The 20,543-nt window shown below is 72.9% G+C and carries 19 protein-coding genes; 7 read left to right on the top strand and 12 right to left on the bottom strand.

The window, feature by feature from the left end; all coding sequences use genetic code 11:
• The first annotated feature begins 5 nt into the window (after positions 1 to 5).
• Positions 6 to 2,762 carry a stealth conserved region 3 domain-containing protein gene (locus EUA93_RS11255; protein ID WP_129400222.1) on the top strand — a complete coding sequence of 919 codons (2,757 nt, stop codon included), beginning with the start codon at positions 6 to 8 and terminating at the stop codon, positions 2,760 to 2,762.
• Between the two features lie 172 nt (positions 2,763 to 2,934).
• On the opposite strand, the gene EUA93_RS11250 is transcribed toward EUA93_RS11255, so the two are convergent.
• Positions 2,935 to 4,017 (bottom strand): DNA polymerase domain-containing protein, encoded by a 1,083-nt coding sequence (locus EUA93_RS11250; RefSeq protein WP_129400221.1) that lies wholly within the window; start codon positions 4,015 to 4,017, stop codon positions 2,935 to 2,937.
• 51 nt (positions 4,018 to 4,068) lie between these two features.
• On the opposite strand from EUA93_RS11250, the gene msrB reads away from it, so the two are divergent.
• Complete coding sequence (gene msrB / locus EUA93_RS11245; RefSeq protein ID WP_090967768.1) at positions 4,069 to 4,464, top strand: peptide-methionine (R)-S-oxide reductase MsrB; 396 nt, start codon at positions 4,069 to 4,071, stop codon at positions 4,462 to 4,464.
• A gap of 141 nt (positions 4,465 to 4,605) precedes the next feature.
• Here msrB and EUA93_RS11240 read toward each other — a convergent pair whose 3' ends face one another.
• The 5 genes from EUA93_RS11240 to hemG all read right to left on the bottom strand — a co-directional run bounded on the left by EUA93_RS11240 (position 4,606) and on the right by hemG (position 8,592).
• Positions 4,606 to 5,463, bottom strand: coding sequence for a hypothetical protein (locus tag EUA93_RS11240; protein ID WP_129400220.1), 858 nt, complete (start codon positions 5,461 to 5,463; stop codon positions 4,606 to 4,608).
• A 39-nt stretch (positions 5,464 to 5,502) separates the two neighbouring features.
• Positions 5,503 to 5,931 (bottom strand): rhodanese-like domain-containing protein, encoded by a 429-nt coding sequence (locus tag EUA93_RS11235; protein WP_242497325.1) that lies wholly within the window; start codon positions 5,929 to 5,931, stop codon positions 5,503 to 5,505.
• A complete protein-coding gene (locus EUA93_RS11230; RefSeq protein ID WP_129400219.1) occupies positions 5,928 to 6,416 on the bottom strand; it encodes a cysteine dioxygenase in 489 nt (162 codons plus the stop codon). The genes EUA93_RS11235 and EUA93_RS11230 overlap by 4 nt, the downstream gene beginning before the upstream one ends.
• 96 nt (positions 6,417 to 6,512) lie before the next feature.
• Positions 6,513 to 7,232, bottom strand: coding sequence for a hydrogen peroxide-dependent heme synthase (hemQ, locus tag EUA93_RS11225; RefSeq protein ID WP_129400218.1), 720 nt, complete (start codon positions 7,230 to 7,232; stop codon positions 6,513 to 6,515).
• Positions 7,233 to 7,236: 4 nt separating this feature from the next.
• Complete coding sequence (gene hemG / locus EUA93_RS11220; RefSeq protein ID WP_207208662.1) at positions 7,237 to 8,592, bottom strand: protoporphyrinogen oxidase; 1,356 nt, start codon at positions 8,590 to 8,592, stop codon at positions 7,237 to 7,239.
• A gap of 23 nt (positions 8,593 to 8,615) precedes the next feature.
• Between hemG and EUA93_RS11215 the strand changes: the two genes are divergently transcribed.
• On the top strand, positions 8,616 to 9,524 hold the full coding sequence (locus EUA93_RS11215; RefSeq protein ID WP_129400217.1) for an NYN domain-containing protein: 909 nt from the start codon (positions 8,616 to 8,618) through the stop codon (positions 9,522 to 9,524).
• 68 nt (positions 9,525 to 9,592) lie between these two features.
• Entirely contained in the window at positions 9,593 to 10,552 is a 960-nt protein-coding gene (locus EUA93_RS11210; RefSeq protein WP_129400216.1) for a DUF4349 domain-containing protein, read from the top strand.
• A gap of 104 nt (positions 10,553 to 10,656) precedes the next feature.
• Here the strand turns inward: EUA93_RS11210 and EUA93_RS11205 are convergent, their stop codons facing one another.
• The 5 genes from EUA93_RS11205 to EUA93_RS11185 form a co-directional block, all read right to left on the bottom strand.
• A complete protein-coding gene (locus EUA93_RS11205; protein ID WP_129400215.1) occupies positions 10,657 to 11,244 on the bottom strand; it encodes a flavin reductase family protein in 588 nt (195 codons plus the stop codon).
• The gene (locus tag EUA93_RS11200) at positions 11,241 to 12,383 is read right to left on the bottom strand and encodes an LLM class flavin-dependent oxidoreductase (RefSeq protein ID WP_129400214.1); all 1,143 of its coding nucleotides are present in this window, start codon (positions 12,381 to 12,383) and stop codon (positions 11,241 to 11,243) included. Before EUA93_RS11200 ends, EUA93_RS11205 begins: the two co-directional genes overlap by 4 nt.
• Positions 12,384 to 12,452: 69 nt before the next feature.
• Complete coding sequence (locus tag EUA93_RS11195; RefSeq protein WP_129400213.1) at positions 12,453 to 13,748, bottom strand: SfnB family sulfur acquisition oxidoreductase; 1,296 nt, start codon at positions 13,746 to 13,748, stop codon at positions 12,453 to 12,455.
• Entirely contained in the window at positions 13,745 to 14,860 is a 1,116-nt protein-coding gene (gene sfnG, locus EUA93_RS11190; RefSeq protein WP_129400212.1) for a dimethylsulfone monooxygenase SfnG, read from the bottom strand. The genes EUA93_RS11195 and sfnG overlap by 4 nt, the downstream gene beginning before the upstream one ends.
• A 187-nt stretch (positions 14,861 to 15,047) precedes the next feature.
• Positions 15,048 to 16,361, bottom strand: a complete 1,314-nt coding sequence (locus EUA93_RS11185; RefSeq protein ID WP_129400211.1) for an acyl-CoA dehydrogenase family protein — start codon at positions 16,359 to 16,361, stop codon at positions 15,048 to 15,050.
• Between the two features lie 142 nt (positions 16,362 to 16,503).
• Here EUA93_RS11185 and EUA93_RS11180 point away from each other — a divergent pair, with 142 nt between their 5' ends.
• The gene (locus tag EUA93_RS11180; RefSeq protein ID WP_129400210.1) at positions 16,504 to 17,487 is read left to right on the top strand and encodes a LysR family transcriptional regulator; all 984 of its coding nucleotides are present in this window, start codon (positions 16,504 to 16,506) and stop codon (positions 17,485 to 17,487) included.
• Here the strand turns inward: EUA93_RS11180 and hemE are convergent.
• Complete coding sequence (gene hemE, locus EUA93_RS11175) at positions 17,453 to 18,499, bottom strand: uroporphyrinogen decarboxylase (protein WP_207208661.1); 1,047 nt, start codon at positions 18,497 to 18,499, stop codon at positions 17,453 to 17,455. The two genes, EUA93_RS11180 and hemE, sit on opposite strands and share 35 nt — an antisense overlap.
• A 71-nt stretch (positions 18,500 to 18,570) precedes the next feature.
• Here hemE and EUA93_RS11170 point away from each other — a divergent pair, with 71 nt between their 5' ends.
• Both EUA93_RS11170 and EUA93_RS11165 read left to right on the top strand, forming a co-directional pair.
• Positions 18,571 to 19,191: a DUF3000 domain-containing protein gene (locus EUA93_RS11170; RefSeq protein WP_129400208.1), complete on the top strand. Its 621-nt coding sequence runs from the start codon at positions 18,571 to 18,573 to the stop codon at positions 19,189 to 19,191.
• 3 nt (positions 19,192 to 19,194) lie between these two features.
• Positions 19,195 to 20,526: an HRDC domain-containing protein gene (locus EUA93_RS11165; RefSeq protein ID WP_129400207.1), complete on the top strand. Its 1,332-nt coding sequence runs from the start codon at positions 19,195 to 19,197 to the stop codon at positions 20,524 to 20,526.
• Positions 20,527 to 20,543 lie beyond the last annotated feature (17 nt).

Genomic DNA, 20,543 nt, shown 5'->3' with positions numbered 1-20,543 from the left:
GACACGTGGCGCTCACCGACAAGCTCGGGGGGAAGGTGCGCTCGGCCGTGCGCCGGGCCCGCCGCGACGGCCCGCTCGACATCGTCCTCGTCCTCTTCAACGCCGACGGGATGGGCGGCACCGCCCGGTCCGGCATCGAGCAGGCGAACGCGCTGGCCGGGCTCGGCGAGGGCCACCGGGTCCGCATCCTCAGCGTCACGCGGAGCGGTAGGTCGACCCACTACCGGCTGGCGGACGGCGTCGAGGTGACCTATCTCGTCGACGTACGCGGCCCGCGGCCCGTCGCGGTCGGCGGCGCCCACCCGGCCGAGCTCGCCGAGCGGGAGTCGGTGATCGTCCCGCGCAGCTGGGACGCGCTCTTCAACGGCCTCACCGATGCCACCCTGCGCGAGGCGCTCGGCAGCATCGACGCCGACGTCCTCGTCACCACCACCCCCGAGCTCCTCGCCGTGGTCGCGCAGCTCGCGCCTGCCGACGTCGCGCTGGTGCACCAGGAGCACCGCGCCTCCTCGAGCCGGGTCAACGACCTCGGCGCACTGCTGGAGTTCGCCCCGCGCGCCGACATCGTGGTCTCGCTGACCGAGTCGATGTCGCGCTGGCTCGCCGGGCGCCTCGGCGGTGCCGCGCCGGAGCTCCTCGTCATCCCGAACCCGCTGCCCGCCCAGGCACAGCAGCGGTCACCGCTCGACCAGAAGACCTTCGTGACGGCCGGCCGACTGGCGCCGGAGAAGCAGTTCGAGCACGTCGTCGACGCCTTCTGGCGCATCCGGGACGAGGTGCCGGGCTGGCGGCTGCGCATCTGGGGCGACGGCCCGCGCGCCGACAACCTCGCCGCCCAGGTCCGCAAGCTCGAGCTCGAGGACCGCGTCGACCTGCCCGGCTCGACCGACGACCTGGCCGCCGAGTGGGCGCGCACGAGCGTCGCCGTCCTCGCCTCGCGAGGTGAGGGCTACCCACTTGTGCTGCAGGAGGCGATGTCGGCGGGCGTGCCAACGGTGTCGTACGACTGCCCCTCCGGTCCGCGCGAGATCATCACCCCCGACGTCGACGGGCTGCTCGTCCCGCCCGGCTCCAAGGCGGCGCTGGCTGCCGCGATGCTGCGGATCGCGACCGACGACGAGCTCCGCACCCGTCTCGGCGCCGCTGCGCTCGAGCGCTCGAAGCGCTGGGACGGCCCGACGCTCGCCGCCCAGTGGGTCGACGTCTTCCGGCGCGCGGTCGCCCGCCGCGCCGACCCCCTCGCCCCGCGCCGCGTCCTGCACGGCCTGCGCCCGGGGCCGCTGGGTGACCTGCCCGAGACCACGGGCGCGCGCGGCGTCACCCCCGCCGAGTGCCGTACGACGACCCTGCGCGCGCTCACCTCGGCCGCCGCGGCGACCGGGGACGGGTGGTTCGTGATGCCCGCTCGCGGCCTCGACCCGCACCCGGTCGTCGTCGTCCCCTCGTCGCGGCGCGCCGCCTTCCTGAGCGCGCTGGCGGGCGGGGACGTGCCCGACTGGCTGTCGGTCCGCGACCCGGCCGAGCGCGGCTGGCCCGAGCGCCGCGGAACGGTCGCCGCGATGACCGCCGAGCTCGCGAAGGCCCGCACCGCCTCGCTCTTCCTCGAGCCGTGGCCGATGCGCGGCGGCCACGACGGCCTCCTGGGCGAGGGCGTGGAGATCGGCGTGCAGTTCTGGGAGGAGTCGCCCGAGGGAGACCTCCTCGCGCCGGGCCTCAACCGCTACGGCGACCGCGTGCCTGCCGGGTCGCCCCGCACCACGATCGCCGTCGAGGGAGTCGACGTACCCACCCTCGAGGTGATGGCGCTGCCCACCGTCGACGACTGCCGCTTCGACGTCGACGTCGTCTACACCTGGGTCGACGGCGACGACGAGGCGTGGCTCGACGCCCGCGACGAACGGCTCACCGGTCTCGGCCGGACGCCCGACCAGCGGGCCAGCGGGGTCGCGCGCTTCCGCAGCCGCGACGAGCTGCGCTACTCGATGCGCAGCATCCACCTCTTCGCCCCGTGGGTCCGGCGGATCCACCTCGTCACGGCCGGGCAGGTGCCGACGTGGCTCGACACCTCGCACGACAGGATCCGCCTCGTCGACCACCGCGACATCCTCCCGGCCTCCGCGCTGCCGACCTTCAGCTCGCACGCGATCGAGACCCGGCTGCACGCGGTGCCCGACCTCGCCGACCACTTCGTCTACGTCAACGACGACGTCTTCCTCGGCAGGCCGCGGCGCCCGGAGCACTTCTTCACGCCCGGTGGGCAGTACGCCGCCTTCGTCGCCGACCACCGCGCGGTCGGCCTCCCCGGCACCGACGACCGTCCCTACCTCTCGGCCGCGCAGAACAACCGCCGCGTGCTCGCCGATGCCTTCGGGGTCGCGCTGACCAACACGATGATGCACAGCCCGCACCCCCAGCGGCGCTCCGTCCTCGAGGAGGTCGCGGCCCGCTTCCCGGCCGAGGTGGCGGCCACCACGGACGCGCCGTTCCGCTCGGAGACCGACCTGTCGCTGCTGTCGTCCTTCGCGCAGAACTACGGCCTCGTCACCGGCCAGGCCTTCCGCGCCGGCGCCCACCACGGCTACGTCGACCTCGGCCACCAGCAGCTGCCCGTCCAGCTCAAGCAGATGCTCAAGCGCGACCGCGACTTCTTCTGCGTGGCCGACAACCACGTCTCCGCCTTCGACGCCGAGCGCGCCGACCGCCTGCTGCTCGACTTCCTGGCCGAGTACTTCCCGATCGCCGCCCCCTGGGAGCTCGCGTGAGCGGTGCGTGAGCCACATTCCTGACCGCCGGAATGTGGCTCACTCACCGCTGGCACGGGTGTCGGCGTACGACTGGCCGCTGGGCGGTGAGTGAGCCACATTCGTGACCGCCGGAATGTGGCTCACTCACCGCTCGTCTGCGTGCCGGCAGCGTGACCGGAGCACTCAGCACTCAGTCGGCGATCCGGTTGCCGTCCTCGTCCCAGTGGGACTCGACCTTCTTCGACGGCTGCACGCGGGGCGGCTCACCGGGCATCTTCGGGTGGTCGGGCGGGTAGTTCAGCTCGACGGGGTGGGCGTCCCAGAGGTCGAGGAGCGGCTGGAGCGAGTGGTGCTCGTCGTCGATCGTCGCCCAGGGGTCGCCGTGGGACGCGAGCCGCTCGGGCACGGTGAACAGGTTGAAGCCGCTCGGCGAGGTCAGCGTCGCGAGCTCGTCCCACGTGACCGGCGTCGAGACCGGAGCGCCGGCGATGGGTCGCAGGGAGTACGCCGACGCGATCGTGCGGTCGCGGGTGTTCTGGTTGAAGTCGACGAAGATCCGCTCCCCGCGCTCCTCCTTCCACCACGCGGTCGTCACGCCGTCGTCACGCTTCTCGAGCTCGCGGCCGAAGGCGATGGCCGCGTGGCGGACGGCCGCGAAGTCCCACTGCGGCTGGATCCGGACGTAGACGTGGATGCCCCGGTTGCCCGAGGTCTTGGCGAAGCCGGTCATGCCGAGGTCGGTGAGCAGCTCGCGCGCGACCCCGGCGACCCGCACCGCGTCGGTGAACGTCGTACCCGGCTGGGGGTCGAGGTCGATGCGCAGCTCGTCGGGGTGGTCCACGTCGTCACGCCGCACGGGCCACGGGTGGAACGTCAGCGTGCCCATGTGCGCGCACCAGACCGGCACCGCGATCTCGGTCGGGCAGATCTCGTCGGCGGTGCGACCGGAGGGGAACGTGATCGTCGCGGTCTCGAGGTAGTCGGGAGCGCCCTTCGGCACGCGCTTCTGGTAGAACGCGTCGGCGTTGCGGTCCTGCGGCCCGGTGGCGAGCCTCATCCCCTCGCGCACGCCCGACGTCCACCGCTCGAGGGCCGTCGGCCGGTCGCGCAGCGCGCGCATCAGCCCGTCCTCGACGCTGGCGAAGTACTCCGCGACCATCAGCTTGGTGACCTCGCCGGTGGTCTCGGTCGCCTCGTAGACGACGCGGTCGGGCGAGGAGACACGGACCTCCCGGTCGCCGGCCTGCACCATCACCGGCTTCGCAGCTGCCATGGCCACAACCTAGCCGTCCGACCCGCTGGTGTGCCGCCGTAGGCTGGAGGCATGGCCTACGACGTTCAGAAGACCGATGAGCAGTGGCGCGAGGAGCTCACGCCCGAGGAGTACGCCGTCCTGCGGCAGGCCGGCACGGAGCGCGCCTTCACCGGTGAGTACACCGACACCGAGACCGAGGGCACCTACTCGTGCAAGGCCTGCGGGTCGGAGCTGTTCACCAGCGACACCAAGTTCCACTCCGGCTGCGGCTGGCCGAGCTTCTACCAGCCGATGACCGACACGGTGGAGTACATCGAGGACAACACCCACGGCATGAAGCGCGTCGAGGTCCGCTGCGCCACCTGCGGCTCGCACCTCGGGCACGTCTTCCCCGACGGGTTCGGCACTCCCACCGGCGACCGCTACTGCATCAACTCGATCAGCATCTCGCTGAACAAGAAGTAGCCGCCGCCCGGCCTCGGTTTCGACACGGGCGCGGGCGCCCTGCTCGACCAGCGGCTTCGCGGGCGCCCGCTCGACCAGCGGCCACCCCCGCTGGTTGAGCAGCGAGGAACGAGCGTGTCGAAACCGAGGACCCAGCGGTGATCAGGTGGCCGGGACGAGGGCCGAGGTGACCGTCACCAGCCCGTCGCCCCAGGTCTCGTCGGCCCAGTCCTGGATCGAGCCGTCGTCGAAGACGACCTGCGCGTCGAGCGAGTCGGGCCGGAACGAGCCGCTGGTCAGCAGCCGGTCGCCCAGCTCGGCCTGGAGCTCGGTGTTGATCGCGTTGAGGTCGGCGTCGGTCTTCTCGACGGTCGTCACGCAGAGCATGCCGCCCCAGGTCTCGCGCAGGGTCGACTCGGCGCCCTCGGGGTCCTCGGTGACCGCGACGTTGATCGTGTTGCCGCTGAGCCACGCGGTCGCGTAGCCGGGCAGGGCCGAGGCGGCGGCGAGGGTGGCGTCCATGTCCTCGGGCGTCGCCTTCTGGGTGTCGGTCGTCGTCGCGTCGTCGCACGCGGCGGCGAGCGGGTCGTCGGTCGGCTCGCCCATCGTGTCGTAGAGCGCGGCCGGGATGGCGTCGGTGACGGCGAACTCGGTGCCGTCGTAGGTGCCGGTGAGGGCGTAGGAGCCCCACTTCGTGCCGGCGGCCTCCTCGAAGCCGACGTCGCCCCACTCGAAGTCCACGACCGCGGGCCCGCCGCACTGGGGCGGGTACGACTCGGCGACGGCACCCAGGCACAGCTGCGGACCACTGCCGTCGTCGAGCACCGTCACCAGGCCGCTGGTGCGCACCTCGCCGTCCGGCACCGGGTCGGGCGCCCCGTCCGGGGAGGCCGACGACGTCGGCTCGCCCGAGGCGGCCGGGTCGACGGCCTTCATCTCGTCCTCGGTCGAGCAGGCGGCCAGGGTGGAGAGCGCAGCGGCGGACAGGGCCAGGGCGGCGATGACGCGTGTGGGAGTCATGGTGGGTACGACGCTAGCGCGCCGCGACCCGTTCCCACGTCAGGCCGAGGCACCCCGGCAGGCCACCGGCAGGTGCGCCTCGCGCCACGCCTTGAAGCCACCGACCACGTCGGTCGCGTCGAGGCCGAGGCTGCGCAGCGCGTCGGCGGCCAGGCTCGAGGTGTAGCCCTCCTGGCACAGCACCAGGATGCGGGCGTCGTACGACGCCTCGGGGACGCGTGCCTCGGAGCGCGGGTCGAACCGCCACTCGAGCACGTTGCGCTCGACGACCATCGGCTCGACGGCGGGGTGGACCTCGCCCTCGGCCGCCCGCTGGGCGGCCGGCCTGATGTCGACGAGCAGCGCGCCGTCGAGCGCCTCGCGGTAGGCCGTCTCGACGTCGATGCGGAGCAGCCGCGAGCGGGCGTCGGCCAGCAGCGCGTCGACGCCGTCGTGCCTGACGGCCGGGCGCTCCTGCACCGCGCTCACCAGGACTCCCCGCGCTGCTCGACGCTGGTCACCTGGAGCCGGCCTCGGACGAGCTCGTAGCGGGTCATCGCGGCGAGCGACGGCGCGTAGGCGTGGAGCGAGACCGCCGTGGTGGTGCCGTGGTTGATCACGTCGTGGATGTGGCTGCCGTCGAACTCGCGGACCGCCCGCTCGCCCAGGGTCGAGGCGGTGGCGACACCGGTCCAGACGTACTCCGTGAGCTGGCCGGCGAGGGTCACGAAGGCGCCGCTGGCCGAGCCGTGGTCGTGCCAGCCGGTGCTCGAGCCGGCGGGCCAGGTGATCAGCCAGATGTCGGCACTGGACACCGAGCCGATGCGCACCCAGGTGCGCTCGGGGACGGTCAGGTCGACGGTGGCGAGCGGGTCGTGCGTGGCGAGGTAGTCGGCGAGGGCGTCACGGGCGACGTCGTCGCCGGTGGCGCGTGCGGTGGCGCGTGCTGCTGGGGCGGGGAAGGTGGCGGTCATGGCTACTCCTAAGAAACAATGTTGAGTAAGTTACTCTACATTGCGAGCGAGCCCGATCCCCGTCATTCCACGCGGAACGACGAGAGGCTTTCCCGATCAGGGCAGACGGTCGAGCAGGTCGCCCGGCGAGACACGGGCACCGGTGTAGAACGGCACCTCCTCGCGCACGTGGCGGCGGGCGTCGGACGCGCGCAGGTCACGCATCAGGTCGACGATGCGGTGGAGCTCGTCGGCCTCGAAGGCCAGCAGCCACTCGTAGTCCCCGAGGGCGAACGAGGCGACCGTGTTGGCCCGCACGTCGGCGTACCCCCGTGCCTGCTGGCCGTGCTGGGCGAGCATCCGGCGACGCTCGCCGTCGTCGAGGAGGTACCACTCGTAGGACCGGACGAACGGGTAGACGCAGATGTGCGCACGCGGCTCCTCATCGGCGAGGAAGGCCGGGATGTGCGACTTGTTGAACTCCGCGGGGCGGTGCAGCGCCATCTGGGACCAGACCGGCTCGAGGCGCCGGCCGAAGGCGGTGCGGCGGAAGGCGTTGTAGGCCGCCTGCAGCTGCTGGGAGTCGGCGGCGTGCCACCAGACCATGAGGTCGGCGTCGGCGCGGAGGCCGGACACGTCGTAGAGCCCGCGGACCGTGACGTCCTCGGTGCCGAGCTCCGCGAAGAACGCCTCGACCTCGGCGGCCTCACCGGCCCGGTCGGCGTCACCGAGCACGTCGCGCAGCCTGAACACCGACCACATCGTGTAGCGGATGGTGCTGTTGAGCTCCTTGGTGCGGGCGGCGTTGGTCTGCTCTGCGGGGGCGTCCGTGCTCATGCCCTCATTCTGCCGGGGCGAGCGAAGCCGCGGCACGGCGGGCCGAGCCGATCACGGCCGGGACGCCCACCCCGTCGTACGCCGCCCCGCACAGCGCGAGCCCCGGCAGGTCGGCGACCGCGGCGCGGATGCGCGCGACCCGGTCGAGGTGGCCGACGGCGTACTGCGGCAGGGCGCCGCCCCACCGCTGCACGTGCGAGTCGACGGGCCGGGCGGTGATGCCGGCTGTCGCGGCCAGGTCGGCGAGCGAGACCCGCACCAGCCCGTCGTCGCCGGCCTGGAGCGTGGCCTCCTCGCGGTGGCGGCCCAGCGACGTGCGCAGCACGACGACGTCGGGGTCGAGGTCGCGGACCCAACCCCACTTGGCGAAGGAGAACGTCGACGCCTTGATCGCGCGCCGCTCGACCGGAGGCACGAGGAAGCCGGAGCGCTCGAAGGCGGCGTCGGGCACGTCCGCCGTGCGGAAGGCGAGGGTCACCACGGCGACGCTGGCCGCCTCGATCGCCGCCAGCTCGCCCGCCGCACCGGGGGCGACCTCGGCCAGGAGCCGCGCGGTGGCGGCGGCAGGCGTGGCCAGCACGACCGCAGCGGCCGCGATGGTCTCGGGGTGCGTCGTGGGACCGACGGTGAGCGCCCACCCGTCAGGGGTACGCCGGAGGGCGCGGACGGTCGAGGAGGTCCGCACCTCGAACGAGCCGTCGGCGACGAGCGCGGGCAGGCGCCCCATCCCGCCGGGCAGCGAGGCGAAGACCGGGGCGGCCGAGGTCGGCACGGCGGCGGCCTGCTCGAGGACGCTCCCCCGCCGGGCCATCGCGAGCAGCTGCGGCACGGCCGCGGCCACGGAGATCTGCCGTGCGTGGCCGGCGTACACCCCACCGAGCAGCGGCTCGACGAGCCGGTCGACGACCTCGTCCCCCAGCCGCGCGGCGACCAGGTCGCCGACCGAGACGTCGTCGGGGACCTCGGTGTCGACCGTCTCGACGGAGGCGCGGGCCACCCCGTCCTTGCTCAGCACGCCGCTCGCGGCCAGCTGGCCGAGGTCGAACGGCACGCCCATCAGCGAGCGCGGCAGCGGGCGGAGCGCCCCACGCGACCACACGGCGGAGGTGGCGGGCGTCGGGTGGACGATCTCCGCGCCGATCTCGGCGGCGAGCGCGACACCCTCGGGCCGGCGGGCCAGCATGGCCTCGGCGCCGACGTCGACCCGCAGCCCGGCGACCTCGGCGGAGCGCAGCTTGCCGCCGACCTCGGGCGAGCCCTCGAGCAGCAGCACGTCGCGACCGGCGGCGGCGAGGTCACGGGCGGCGACCAGGCCGGCGATCCCGCCCCCGACGACCACCACGTCCCTGTTCCGCGCCACGGCCTCACCCTAGGGTGATGACCATGGAGACCAGTGGGGGCACCGACCGGATCGCGGTCCTGATCGACGGCGACAACACGCGACCGTCCTACGCCGACGACGTGCTGAGCGAGGTCGCGAAGTACGGCAACCCGACGATCAAGCGGGTCTACGGCGACTGGACCAACTCGCACCTCAACCAGTGGTCGCGCAAGCTCAACAGCCTCGGCCTCCGGGCGATGCACCAGAACGCCTTCACCACCAGCAAGAACTCCACCGACCTCGCGCTGGTCATCGACGCGATGGACCTGTTGTACGACGACCACGTCGAGGCGTTCGCGCTCGTCACGAGCGACAGCGACTTCACCAGCCTGGCGCACCGGCTGCGCGAGTCGGGCAAGACCGTCTACGTGCTCGGCGAGAGCAAGGCACCCGCCGCGCTGAAGAACGCGTGCGACAAGTTCATCGACCTCGGGGTCGTGCAGGACGGCAAGAAGCCCGAGCCGGAGCCCGAGGAGCAGCCCGACGACCAGCCCGAGGACGACGAGTCCGCGCCGGCGCCGATCAACCTCCAGAGCGCGCTCACCCGCGCGATCAACGCCGTCTCCGACGACGAGGGCTGGGTCCACCTCGGCTCCCTCGGCAACCAGCTCAACCGCACCCACCCGTCGTTCGACGCGCGGACCTTCGCCGGCCCGGGCGGCCGGCTGAGCACGCTCGTCGAGGCGCAGCCCTACCTCGTGACCGAGGGATCGGGCAACGCGCTGCGCGTCCGGCTCAAGGGCTCGTCCGCCCGCAAGCCCGCGGCCAGGCAGCCCGACGCGAAGAAGGCCCCCGCGAAGAAGGCGGCCGCGAAGAAGGCCCCCGCAGCGACGGCCGCCGCAGCGACCGCCCCCGCGAAGAAGGCGGCCCCCACGGCGAAGCCGGTCGTCACCCAGACGCAGAAGACCTGAGGGTCACAGTTCCGTCACGGCCTCGACCACCACGGAACCGGCTCCGACGCAGGTCGCGTCGGAGCGACATGAGCAGACTCCCCACGACGCGCCTGCGAGCAGCAGGCATCCTGACCGCGATCACCATGACGGCCGTCCTGGCCGCCTGCTCCTCCGGCTCGAGCGACGGCGGCACCTCCGCCGACATGTCGGAGCCCAGCGCGGGAGGCGGCTCGGACGCGGCGTCCTCGGAGCGGTCCGCGGCGGCACCGGAGGCCGCCTCTGACGAGGTCGGCGGATCGGGGGCCGAGGACGCGTCGGCGGGCAGGAGCGCGGCCACGCCCGAGCTGCAGCGCGCGGTCATCTCGAACGGCGCCGTCTCGCTGTCGACCGACGACGTGCGCAAGACCCGCCAGGAGGTGCAGCGGATCGTCGACGCCCAGGCCGGCGACGTGACCGAGGAGGACACCGAGAGCGACGAGGGGGGTACGACCTCCTACGCCCGGATCGTCCTCCGGGTGCCCAGCGCGAAGTTCGCCGCCACCATGGAGGCGCTCGAGGGCACGGCCACCCTGCGCTCGTCGAACCGCGGGTCGGAGGACGTCACGACCCAGGTGATCGACACCGGTGTCCGGGTGCGGGCCCAGGAGGCGAGCCTGAAGCGGGTCGAGCTCCTGCTCTCCGAGGCCGACACCCTCAAGGACGTCATCTGGATCGAGTCCCAGCTGACCAGCCGGCAGGCCGAGCTCGACTCGCTGAAGTCGCAGCAGTCCTACCTGAAGGACCAGACCTCCCTGTCCACGATCACCGTCGACATCTCCACCCAGCCGGTCGAGTCGGTCGAGGAGGACGACGACCAGCCGGCCGGCTTCCTCAGCGGCCTCGACGGCGGCATGAAGGCGATGGGCGCGATGCTCGTCGCGGTGCTGACGATCCTCGGCGCGCTGCTGCCCTTCGCGGTGGTGGCCCTGGTGCTCGGCCTCCCGCTCTGGCTCGTCGTACGCCGTCGCCGGGTCGCCGCGACGCCCGCCGAGGTCGTCGACGCCTGAGGGCTCGCCCGGTCCCGACGACGAGGAGCGGCCCGGCCTCCACTTCGCCCAAGGGAGGCCGGGCCGCGGGACCCGGGAGGGATCGCTCCCGGGCGTCGGGGTGGTCAGGCCGCGTCGTGCGCCTCGTCCGCGGTCGTGACAGTGGTCGCGCCCCGGTCGACCTCGGCGCCGTTGATCCGGCCGTCGAGGCGCGAGGGGTCGAGGTCGTCGCGGTGCAGCTTGGCGAAGGCCGAGCGGTGGAAGACGAGCGGGTGCTCACCGTCGCCGGCACCGACCTCGTGCACCTCGAGCAGTACGATGACGTGGTCGCCGGCGACGACCTCGTCATGGATCGAGCAGTCGTAGGTCGCGACGGCCTCGTCGAGGAGCACCGAGCCGTTCTCGGTGACCTTGAAGGGCAGGCCGGTGAAGCGCTCCTCGCGCGGCCCGGCGAGCTGGCGGCAGACCGCGTCGTGGTGGTCGGCGAGCACGCTGATGCCGAGCCGGTCGGCCTCGCGCAGCGACGGCCAGGTGGAGCTGGACGTCGCGATCGAGAACGACACGAGCGGCGGGTCGATGCTCACCGAGGTGAACGACGACGCGGCGATGCCGGTGAGCTGCCCCTTCACCGAGGCGGCGACGGCGACGACGCCGGACGGGAACGCGCCGAACGCGTCGCGCAGCGTGCGCTGGTCGAGGTCGGCGGCGCTCACGAGGCGGCCTTCTGGCTGCCGAACGGGACCGAGGCCCGTGCCGCGACGGGCGCGGGGTTGGTCCAGAGGCCGCGCTCCTCGAGGATCGGGAGCACGCCCTCACCGAACTGGTAGGCGCCCTCGAGGTGCGGGTACGCCGACAGCACGAGCTCGTCGATGCCGACCGCGTGGTACTCCTCGACGAGGTCGGCGACCTCCTCGTGGCTCCCGACCAGGGCGGTGCCGGCACCGCCGCGGACCAGGCCGACGCCGGCCCACAGGTTCGGGTGGATCTCGAGGCCGTCCTTGCTGCCGTTGTTGAGGGCGAGCATGTTCTGCTGGCCCACCGACTCCGAGCGCCGCAGGCCCTCCTGCACCCGGGCGATGTCCTCCTCGGCGATGCCGGCGAGCAGCCGGTCGGCCTCGGCCCACGCCTCCTCGGAGGTGTCGCGGGAGATCGTGTGGACGCGCAGGCCGTAGGTCAGCTCGCGACCCTGCTTCTCCCCCAGCTCCCTGATCCAGGCGATCTTCTTCGCGACCGCGGCCGGCGGCTCGCCCCAGGTGAGGTAGACGTCGGCGTGCTCGGCCGCGACCTCGCCGGCGGCGGGCGAGGAGCCGCCGAAGTAGATCTGCGGGATCGGGTCGGGCAGCTGCTGGAGCCGCGCCTGGTCGACGCGCAGGTGCTTGCCGGCGTACGTCACCTCTTCGCCGGTCCACAGACGGCGCACGATGGAGAGGAACTCCCCGCAACGCTCGTAGCGCTCGTCCTTGTCGAGGAAGTCACCGTAGGCGCGCTGCTCGTGCGACTCGCCGCCGGTGACCACGTTGAGGAGCAGCCGGCCGCCGGTGAGGTTCTGGAAGGTGGCGGCCATCTGCGCGGCGAGCGTCGGCGAGGTGAGCCCGGGCCGGAAGGCGACGAGGAACTTCAGCCGCTCCGAGAGCGGGGCGAGCATGGCCGTGGTCAGCCACGCGTCCTCGCACCAGGCCCCGGTCGGGGTGAGCGCGGCCTCGAAGCCGAGCTGCTCGGCACTGCGGGCGATCTGCCCGAGGTAGGGCACGCTCGCGGGCCGGCCCGCGACGCCGTGCTCGACGCCGTGGCCGCCGCTCACGACCTGGCGGCCGTCGCCGCCGTTGGTGGGCAGGAACCAGTGGAACTTCATGGCAGTCCTTTCATCCGTCGCTGGTCGAGCAACGTGGAGGGAGCGTGTCGAAACCGAGGCCGGTCGGCCTCAGAGCTGACCGTGGTTGGGCGGCGGCGTGCCGTCGACGGCGTACCGCCCGAGGTGCTGGACCTTCCAGGCAGCGGGGTCGTGGAGGGTGTGGGTGCGCGCGTTGCGCCAGTGCCGGTCGAGGTTGAGCGAGTCGAGGGCCGAGCGGGTGCCAGAGACCTCGAAGAGCCGGCTGGAGACCTCGACCGAGGTCTTCGCCGAGTGGGCACGGGCGGCGGCGACCGCGAGGCTGGCGGTGGCCACGGTGTCCGCGGTGAGGTCGGCGTCCGCCGCGTCGACGGCGCGAGCCGCCTCGCGCAGCAGCGCCTCCGAGGCCCGCACGTCGAGCTCCATCTGGCCCAGCGCCTGGACGACGAGCGGGTCGTCGGCGGCCCGCTCGACCTGGGCGTCGGGGTGGGGCCGTGACTTCGTGCGGACGAAGAGCGCGGCCTCGTCGAGCGCGGCCCGGGCGATGCCGACGTCGAGCGCGGCGTGCAGCACCTGGGCGAAGGCGCCGTAGGTCTGCGGTCCGGAGAAGGTGAGGTGGTACGGCGTGATGCGGGTGTCGTGCACCTCGACGTCGACCAGGTCGACGGTGCCGCTTGCGGTGGTGCGCTGGCCCATCCCGTTCCAGTCGTCGGTCACCGTGACGCCGGGCGCGTGCCGCTCGACCCACGCGACGTGCAGCGGACCCTCACCGGGTGCCGCGAGCGTGTCGAGGTGGGCGAGCACCGGGATCCAGTCGGCGAAGAGCGCACCGGTGCTGTAGCCCTTGGTCCCGTTGAGCGTCCAGCGCCCGTTGCCGACCGGCGTGAGCGCCGTGCGGATGTCGCGGACGTGGCGGGTGCCGGTCTCGGACTGCGCGTTGCCGAACCGCTTGCCGGCCAGCACCTCGCCGAAGAAGAACCGCTGCTGCTCGGGGGTGCCCTGGTGCCGCATCGCGTTGACGTACACGAAGTGGCTGTGCGGCACCTGCGCCACGCTCGGGTCGCCGGCGGCGAGGATCCGGAAGACCTCGACGAGGGTCTCGACGGCGAGCCCGGCGCCGCCGTGCTCGACCGGCACGGTCGCCGCGAGGAGCCCGGAGGCCGACAGCCGTTCGAGCTCGCGCGCGGGCAGGATCCGGTCCCGGTCGCGCTCGCTCGACGACGCGGCGAGGTCGGCGGCGATCTCGTGGGCGACCGCGAGCGCCTCGGGCGCGGAGAGGACGGGCACGTAGGCCGCCTCACCAGCCGGGTTGTCGGAGGCAGACGGGGTCCCCGCGGCGTTGTCCGGAGGAGCGGAGCGGGGGAGGAGAACGTCGTGGGGTGTCTTCATGCGACACGCTCCTGCTCGGCGGCCTCGAGCTCGCGCACGATCGGGAGGACCTCGCGGCCGAAGTGCTCGACCTCCTCCTGGAAGTGCAGGAAGCCGAGGAGGAACAGGTCGACGCCGCGACGCTTGAACTCGAGCATCCGGTGGGCGACCTGCTCGGGCGTGCCGACGAGACCGGTGCGGAAGCCGTCGTTGTACTGCACGAGGTCGGAGAAGTCGCTGTCCTGCCACATCCCCGTCTTGTCACCGGTCGACTGGCCGGCCTGCTTCACGGCGTCGCCGAAGCCCTGGACGGCTTCCGGGTTGGCCTTGGCGATGATCTCCGCGAGGGTCGCGTGGGCCTCCGCCTCGGTGTCGCGGGCGACCATGAAGCCGTTGACACCGAAGCGGACGGTCCGCCCGGCCGCGCGGGCGCTGGAGGTGACGCCCTCGATCTGCTGCGAGATGCCGTCAGGGGTGTTGCCGTTCGCGAAGTACCAGTCGCTCACCCGACCGGCCATCGCCTGCGCGACCGAGGAGTTGCCGCCCTGGAAGATCTCCGGCAGCGGGCGGCCCGGGAGGTCCAGCGGCTTGGGCTTCATGTCGAAGTCGTGCAGCTGGAAGAAGTCGCCGCGGAACTCGGCGGCGTCCTCGGTCCAGATCTCGCGGATGTAGGCGATGAACTCCTCCGCCATCCGGTAGCGCTCGCCGTGCTCGAGCCACCGCACCCCCATGTTGGTGGCCTCGTCCTTGAACCAGCCGGACACCACGTTGATCGCCGCGCGGCCGTTGCTCAGGTGGTCGGCGGTCGCGATGAACTTCGCGAGCACGCCCGGGTGCCACATGTAGGGGTGCACCGCCGAGATGACCTTGAGCCGTTCGGTGGCCAGCAGCAGCGCGAGGCTGAAGCTGGTCGCCTCGTGCTGGTAGGCCGCGCCGTAGGACGCGGTGTAGCGCACCTGCGTCAGGGCGTAGTCGAAGCCGCTGTTCTCCGCGGTCTGCGCGAGGCGCTTGTTGTAGTCGTAGTCCCAGCCGGTGCGCTGCTCGATGTCGGAGATGACGAGGCCACCGGACACGTTGGGGACCCAGTAGGCGAACTTCAGCGGCTCGCTCGGGGCCGGTCGTCTGGTGCTCATCGGTGCTCCTGGGGGGTGTTCATGATTTATCTCTATCGATCTTATAGACACAAATACCAGCGGCGGGCCTCGAAGTCCCGCACCCGCCCACTGGCGCTGTCGATCGGGTGACAGGTGACGCCTTGCAGCCAGAGCAGTGCAGCTGCGGGGCGCCACCTGTCTCCCATCGGAGCCGGTGCGTGACCGGTCAGCTCGTGGTGGCGGGCGCCCAGTCCTGTCGGCGGCGGGTGCCGCCGATCGACCAGGCGTAGGGCGGCGGGGTGCCGTTGACGACGTGGGCGCCGACGACCCGGGCCTTGAGGATGCGCGGGTTGTGCGAGGCCACGGTCCGGGCGTTGCGCCAGTGGCGGTCGAGCGCGAGCGGGCGCGCCGTGGCGGAGGCGCCGAGCGCGTCGAACAGGTCGGACGTCGCGCGGAGCACGAGCTCGGAGACCACGACCTGGGCCGTCGACGACTCGATCTCGCTGGCCTCGACCAGCCGGGCGACCTCGTCGGGGTCTGCCAGCACGGCGTCGGCCACGGCCTGGACGCTGCCCGCGACACGGAGCGTCGCGGCCTCGGCGGCGTACACCGCCGCGGCGATCTCGCCGATCCGGGCGAGCACCTGCGCGTCGTCGCGCACGCGCGGGGCGTTGGCGTGGGAGAAGTTGCGGGTGCGCTTCTGGACCGCGTCGACGACGTCGGCGAGCGCCGCCCTCGCGATGCCGGTCAGGGTCGCCAGGAGGTTCAGCTGGTAGAACGCGGTCTGGTAGGGGAAGCGCTCCTCGAAGGGCAGCACGTGGTCGGCCGGGACGCCGACGTTGTCGAAGGTCGTCGTGCCGCTGCCGGTGCCCTTCTGGCCGAAGCCGTTCCAGTCGTCGGACGTGGCGACGCCGGCGTCGCGCGTGTCGACCAGGGCGATCGCGGTCGGGTCCTCGACCTCGTCGGGGTGCCCGGGCCGGGCGATGCGGGCGTGCACGTCGGCCCACTCCGCGAAGATCGTGCCGGTCGTGTAGTACTTCGTGCCGTCGAGACGGTAGGACCCGTCGGCGCGCGGGCGGAGCACGGTGCGCGGCAGGTCGATGTCCGAGCCGACCTCCGACCACGCGTTGCCCGCGATCTCCCCGGCGGCGAAGCGGTCGAACCACACCCGCTGGTCGCTCGAGCGCGCGTGGTGCCACAGCCGGTCCTCGACGAGGGCGAAGTGGCCGCGGAAGGCCTGCGGCAGGTTCGCGTCGGCGGCGGCGAGGTCGATCCAGAGGGCGGCCAGGCCGACGAGGTCGACGCCGGCGCCACCGTGGGCGACCGGCACCCGCAGCGCACCGAAGCCGGCCGCCTTCAGGCGGGCGACCGCCTCGGCGGGCAGGACGCCGTCGAGCTCGCGCTGGAGGGCGCCCGCGCCGATCTCGGCGAACACGGCGGGCCAGTCGGCCCGCTCGGCCTCCTGGTCCTTGTCGGCGCTCGAGCGGGCCTTCCGGGGATCGTTCCGACTGAGGGTGGGTCGGACACGCAGGGTGGTCATGGGTGGGTTCCTCCCGTTTTGTATAGTTACTTAGTAGACTTTAGGGAGTCGTCGTCGCGGACCACGACTTCCCGGCAGCAGGTTTTGCCGACCACCACGCCAGATCACGTCAGAGCACGTCAGGACAGAGCAGGAGCAACGGGTGCGGATCGAACAGCTGGAGTACCTCGCGGCGGTGACCGAGCACGGGTCGCTGCGTCGCGCGAGCGAGGCGATGCACATCTCCCAGCCGGCGCTGAGCGAGGCGGTGACCAAGCTCGAGAAGGAGCTCGGCACGACCCTGCTCGACCGTCGGCGCACCGGCTCGCGGATCAGCCGCCAGGGCCTCGACCTGCTGCAGAGCATGACGGAGGTGCTCGAGGCGGTCGACCGGCTGCGCGAGGCCGCGGGCCAGCAGTCCGTACGCCGTCGCGACCTGCGCATAGGCACGGTGAACACCGCGTCGTCGAGCCTGCTCGCCCCGGCCCTGCGCGACCTGCACGCGCGGCACGGGTCCGGCGGCATCGAGGTCGTCAACGGCCGCCAGACCGACATCCAGCAGGGCCTGGCCGAGGGGTCGCTGGACCTCGGCCTGGTCAATGTGCTGCCCGGTGACGAGGTGCCGCCGACGCTCGTCGCGGACAAGCTCATCGAGGGCACGCCGGTCGCCTGCCTGCGCGCGGACCACCCGCTGACCTCCAAGGAGCGGGTCACCATCGACGAGCTGCGCGCCGAGCCCCACGTGCTGATGCGTCCCGGCTTCGTGATGCACCGCTACGCCCACCGGCTGTTCGCGGGTGCGCTGCCGGAGACGACGTACGCCACCGACGGGGCCGAGATGGGCAAGGCGATGGTCGCGGCGGGCCTGGGCCTGTCGATCCTGCCCGACTTCTCCATCACCGCCGACCCGCTGGTGCGTGCCGGGGTGCTGACGACGCGGCCGATCCAGACCGACCAGACGACCGTCACGCTGCTGATGCTGCGCCGTCGGGCCGAGCGGGTCTCGGAGCCGCTGCGCGACCTCCAGACCGCGCTCGTGCGGCAGTCGCGGGCCTACCTCGCCTCGCTCGAGCTGCCGGCGACCGGGTCGGACACGGCCCCGGTGACCTCGATCAGTAGCCGTGCACGAACTCGGTCAGCGCCGTGAGCTGACCGGGGTCGGTCGACGGGATGACTCCGTGGCCGAGGTTGAAGATGTGACCCCTGGCCGCGCGGCCGGCGTCGATGATCGCCGCCGCCCGCTGCGTCATCACCTCGGTCGGCGCGAACACCAGCGTCGGGTCGAGGTTGCCCTGGACGGCGCGGTCCCCCACCTGCGGGATCGCCAGCTCCAGCGGCGTACGCCAGTCGACGCCGACCACGTCGGCACCGGCCTCGCCCATCAGGCCGAGCAGGTTGGTGGTGCCGACGCCGAAGTGGATGCGCGGCACGCCGAGCTCCCCGGCCGCGCCGAGCACGCGCCGGGAGTGGGGCATCACCGACGCGCGGTAGTCCTCCGGGGTGAGCGCGCCCGCCCACGAGTCGAAGAGCTGGACCGCCGAGGCGCCCGCCTCGACCTGGATCCGGAGGTAGGCCGAGGCGATGCCGGCGATCTTGCGCATCAGCGCCTCCCACACGTCGGGGGCGCCGAACATCATCGCCTTGGTCTTCGCGTGCTCCTTCGAGGGACCGCCCTCGACGAGGTACGACGCGACGGTGAAGGGCGCGCCGGCGAAGCCGATCAGCGGCGTCGCGCCGAGCTCGGCGACGAGCTGGCGGACCGCGCGGGTGATGTAGGGGACGTGCTCGTCGACCAGGTCGGGGATCGCCTCGACGTCGGCGAGGGTGCGCACCGGTGAGGCGACGACCGGGCCGACGCCGGCCTTGATGTCGAGGTCGACGCCGACCGCCTTGAGCGGCAGCACGATGTCGGAGAAGAAGATCGCGGCGTCGACGCCGTAGCGGCGCACGGGCTGGAGGGTGATCTCGGTGACCAGGTCGGCGTCCATGCACGACTCGAGCATCCCGATGCCCTCGCGCACCCGGAGGTACTCCGGCAGCGAGCGACCCGCCTGCCGCATGAACCAGACCGGCGTGTGCGACGGCGCCTCCCCCCTCGCCGCGGCGAGGAACGGGCTCTGCGCGAGCCCCGGGTGGGGCGTGGGAACAGCGTCGGTCACCTCCGAATCTTCGCAGGTCAGGCGGCGTGGCGGCACATCCACGGGGACGTGGGCTGGCTTACCCTGACGTCATGGTGGCTCGTCACGAGACCCACCCGGGCAGTGCTGCCGCGGCTGGGCCCGCGGAGTTCCGCGCGGCGGTGGAGTCGATGCGTCGGGCCTCGCTGCGCCCGGAGGTCTTCTGCGAGGAGATGCCCGCGCCCCAGCGGATCGCACCGTGGTCGTCGGCCCTGAGCGGTGACGTGACGGTCGACGAGGAGGACCTCGGCACCGGTCGGCTGATCCTGCTGCACGACCCCGCGGGCAACGACGCGTGGGACGGCACCTTCCGCTGCGTGGCCTACGCCCGCGCGGACATCGACCCCGAGCTCGGCGCCGACCCGATGCTCGCCGCGGTCGGCTGGTCGTGGCTGACCGAGGCGCTCGTCGCGCACGGTGCCGCGTTCCACGCCGCATCCGGCACCGTCACCTGCGTGACCACCGAGAGCTTCGGCGGGATGGCCGACGAGGAGGGCACCGCCCAGGTCGAGATCCGGGCGTCGTGGACCCCCGACGTCGACGACGCCGGAGCGCTCGACATGACCCCGCACGTCGAGGCCTGGGGGGAGCTGATGTGCACGGCCGTCGGCCTGCCCCCCGTCCCCGAGGGCGTCATCGCCATCCCCAGCCGCCGCGGTCAGCGCGGCACCTGAACGATGTCGGAGACGCCGCACAGTCCTGACGCCGAGCCCGACAGCGAGCCCGGCACGGAGCCCGACGCTGGCCTCGAGCCGGCACCCGAGGCTCCCCCGGCCCCGCTGCTCGAGCTCCGCGACGGCCTGCCCGAGGTCGTCGACACCGACGCGGGGCTCCTCGAGGCCTGCGCCGCGCTCGCGGCCGCCACCGGACCGGTCGCCATCGACGCCGAGCGGGCCTCGGGCTACCGCTACTCCAACCGGGCCTACCTGATCCAGCTGCGGCGCGAGGGCGCCGGCACCTGGCTGATCGACCCGATCCCGATGACGACGCTCGCCCCGCTCCAGGAGGCGCTCGCCGGGTCCGAGTGGATCCTGCACGCGGCCACCCAGGACCTCCCCTGCCTGCGCGAGGTCGGCCTCGTCCCGACGAGCCTCTTCGACTCCGAGCTCGCCGGCCGGCTCCTCGGCTACCCGCGCGTCGGCCTCGCCACGCTCGTGGAGACGATCCTCGGACAGCGGATGCGCAAGGAGCACTCGGCGGCCGACTGGTCGACCCGGCCGCTGCCGAAGCCGTGGCTCGACTACGCCGCGCTCGACGTCGAGGTGCTGATCGAGCTGCGCGAGCACATGATCGGCGAGCTCGCCGAGGCCGGGAAGACCGAGTGGGCACGCCAGGAGTTCGAGAACCTCCTCGGTTTCGAGCCCGCCGTCCGGGTCGACGCGTGGCGGCGTACGTCCGGGGTGCACCGGCTGCGCGGGCGCCGGTCGCTGGCCGCCGCCAAGGCCCTGTGGGAGGCCCGCGACGAGATCGCCGCCGAGCGCGACGTCACCCCGGGCCGGATCCTGCCCGACTCCGCCATCGTCGTCGCCGCGACCGCGATGCCCACCGACCGCCGCTCGCTCCTGTCCCTGCAGGGCTTCCACGGTCGCGGCGCCAGCCGCTACTCCGCGAGCTGGGTCGACGCGCTCGCCAAGGTGCGCGAGATGTCCGAGGACGAGCTGCCGAGCCGGGCGCCCCGCGGGGACGGCCCGCCGCACCCGCGCACGTGGGCCGACCGCGACCCGGTCGCCGACCGCCGCTTCAAGGCCGCCCGCGAGTCGATGCTCAACCTCGCCGAGGTGAACCACCTCCCGGTGGAGAACCTGCTGACCCCCGACTACCTCCGCCGGCTCATGTGGGCGCCGCCCGCCACCCGGGAGCCGGCCGCCCTGGCCGAGGGCATCCGCGAGCAGCTGGCGTCGTACGGCGCGCGGCCGTGGCAGGCCGGGCTCGTCACCGGCGCACTGGTGGGTGCGGTCCTCGGCGCCGACCAGGCGGCCGACCAGGGAGCCGAGGACGCGCCGGCCTGAGGCCGCTCCTCGACCGT

This window comes from Nocardioides oleivorans (assembly GCF_004137255.1).
GTDB lineage: Bacteria > Actinomycetota > Actinomycetes > Propionibacteriales > Nocardioidaceae > Nocardioides > Nocardioides oleivorans.
The sequence above is the reverse complement of the archived record's forward strand: the minus strand, read 5'-3'. Positions and strand labels throughout refer to the sequence as shown.